The organism is uncultured Campylobacter sp., from assembly GCF_938045405.1.
Lineage (GTDB): Bacteria > Campylobacterota > Campylobacteria > Campylobacterales > Campylobacteraceae > Campylobacter_B.
Genome location: NZ_CALIMW010000154.1, coordinates 1 through 2,291, shown reverse-complemented (window position 1 = coordinate 2,291; position 2,291 = coordinate 1). Strand labels below are relative to the sequence as shown.

Sequence of the window (2,291 nt, the reverse complement as noted above, 5' to 3'; positions counted from 1 at the left end):
TAAAATTCTAAAATTCTAAAATTCTAAAATTCTAAAATTCTAAAATTCTAAAATAAGCCGAATTTACCATCTTTACGCTTGTAAAGCACACGCATTTTAGCGTCCATATCGTTAAAGACCAAGAACTGATCGGTACTTTCTTTAAGCTTATTTAGCGCCTCATCGATCTCTAGCGGCTTATATAGATCCAGCTCGGTAGGGACGATCTCATCAACTTCATCGTTTAAATTTGGCTTATTGGCACCGACCGCATTATCTACGGCGTTTTGTTTCATTTCGTCGCGATTTTTGTGAGAATTTACCTTATCGTGGTATCTGCGAAGCACTTTTGAAGCGCGATCTACGATGAGATCGACGGCAGCGTAGAGATCCTTATCTTTTTGGCGCACGACGATAGTGTCTTGATGCGCTAAATTTAATGAGAAATCTACCACGAAGCCCTTTTTGCCTTGCTTCTCGTCGGCAGAAATTACACAACGCCCCGAGATGATGTCGAGATTATATTTTTCTAGCGTCTCAAATGCGTTTTCGACATAATTTTTAATAGCTTCCGTTAGCTCAAACTGCTTACCTACGATATTTAAATTCATCGTCTCTCCTTTGCATTATGGTTTTTGAATAGTGCGCCTATGATATGTAATCTGCGGCCTGCCCATAACTTCTACGTTGGATTTTACTACTACATCTACAAGCGCGGCATGGCTTAGAATTCTGCCCACACTACCATTTGCAAGTGTTTCGGACGAGCCTTGCCCAAAATTACTATAAGCGACGGTATGATTGCCGGGCGCACCCAGCTGTCTATCGAAATATCCGAATGTCACGGTGATATCAAACATCTTTTGAGCTGGATCATTTGACGGATACACAAGAGTAATCGTATTTAGTGTAGGATTAGTCGCAGCCGTAGCGTTCTTCTCCTTAAGCTCAGTAGTTAGATACTGGTGCTTTTGCATAGCAAGGACTGCTAACTCCGTAGCGCTCTGAGCTAGCAGTAGCGCCTGCTCTCTGCCTTGGATATTATTGACATCGCGAGCCGTCATAGACGCGATAGATAGTGCCGTAATCGCCGTAGTCGCTACAATGATGATAAAAAATATGGCTGCTACTAGAGCGAAGCCTTTTTGCATAGTTTTCATTAGTACACCACCTGTGCTTTACAAACGTTTAGATCCAACTCTGCGGGATCGAAATTTCTGCCGTCGTCTCTCATACATAGCTTAAGCGCAACGGCACCGTTATCATCCTTAAATTTAAACAAGCTCACGTCCTCGGCTAGTAACGCGCTGCTAGCCTTATCATACGAGTTCGCATCTTTTTCAACGGTGCTCCATGGACGATAGTTATATTTCAAGAGTAGGTTAAAATTCTTACTTAATACTTTACCTGCATTATTTTTCATATATGTTACGACTTGATCTGGAACAATCGCGTAGGCACTATGAGCTATATAGTACTGCTCGGAGAATTCCTGCGATTTATCGTTATTTGGATTTAATGGATATTGGTTGATAGTAATAGTTTCGCTTTCTTTATTATTGGTACCCGTAGTACTAGGAGTGCCTACGGCGATCAGCACGCGATTGCTACCGTTCACGTCGACCTTTCTATCGTAGCCAAAGCCTATACCTACGCTAGTAGGTGAAGCATCATTCGTAACAACCCTAAAGATAACGGCAACTTGAGTATTAGTGGACGATTTACCGTATTCCGTAGCTCTTAAATTTCCAACTATATTAGCCACTTGGGGGAAATCGCTGCCCAAGGATACCATATTGAATGTAGCTCTCGTATTTCCAATATAGCCTGCATCTTCTGTACCTGCTTTCCATTTGTCATCTCGGAGTTGAGACATCGACATGAAGCCACTCCAACCGGGAGTTCTCTTGTTTATATTTCTCGTCTCTACGCTTTGTCCGATCCACTCTAATATATCGTATTTTGGATCATCTAAAGCGCTAATTGGCACGAATGCGTTCGTTCTAAGCTCTCTGCCTATAGTAGAACTTTTTATTCTATCTTCCAAGCGATTTGTTATTAGCATTATTGCATTTTGTGTTCTAGCTTCCAGCTGATTTACTGCACGTACATGAACATAGGATTTATATATCTTTGTGTATAGATCAGCGCCGAACATCGAGATGATACCTAATACTACGATAACAAATACAAGCTCTATAAGGGTGAAACCTTTTTTCATCTCGCGCTCCTATCGGGAATATCGTCTAGTGACGGCTGTCTGAACGCCGACGCCGATATTAGATAAAAATGCCCTTAAAACAACTGATTTA

3 protein-coding genes and 1 pseudogene are annotated in these 2,291 nt (G+C 41.6%); all 4 read right to left on the bottom strand.

Translation table 11 applies throughout. The features are described 5' to 3' along the window. Positions 1-47: 47 nt before the first annotated feature. A complete protein-coding gene (gene raiA, locus Q0140_RS06030) occupies positions 48-590 on the bottom strand; it encodes a ribosome-associated translation inhibitor RaiA (RefSeq protein WP_297882144.1) in 543 nt (180 codons plus the stop codon). Between the two features lie 15 nt (positions 591-605). Further along, positions 606-1,139: a hypothetical protein gene (locus tag Q0140_RS06025; RefSeq protein ID WP_297962791.1), complete on the bottom strand. Its 534-nt coding sequence runs from the start codon at positions 1,137-1,139 to the stop codon at positions 606-608. Continuing rightward, on the bottom strand, positions 1,139-1,744 hold the full coding sequence (locus Q0140_RS06020; RefSeq protein WP_297962789.1) for a hypothetical protein: 606 nt from the start codon (positions 1,742-1,744) through the stop codon (positions 1,139-1,141). Before Q0140_RS06020 ends, Q0140_RS06025 begins: the two co-directional genes overlap by 1 nt. A gap of 390 nt (positions 1,745-2,134) precedes the next feature. Next, positions 2,135-2,200: pseudogene (locus Q0140_RS12640) on the bottom strand (prepilin-type N-terminal cleavage/methylation domain-containing protein); the annotation flags it as partial. Positions 2,201-2,291: the final 91 nt, after the last annotated feature.

Excerpts from the sequence above, each read along its gene's own strand:
- raiA (WP_297882144.1), bottom strand. The coding sequence starts at position 590 with ATGAATTTAAATATCGTAGGTAAGCAGTTTGAGCTAACGGAAGCTATT.
- Q0140_RS06025 (WP_297962791.1), bottom strand. The coding sequence starts at position 1,139 with ATGAAAACTATGCAAAAAGGCTTCGCTCTAGTAGCAGCCATATTTTTT.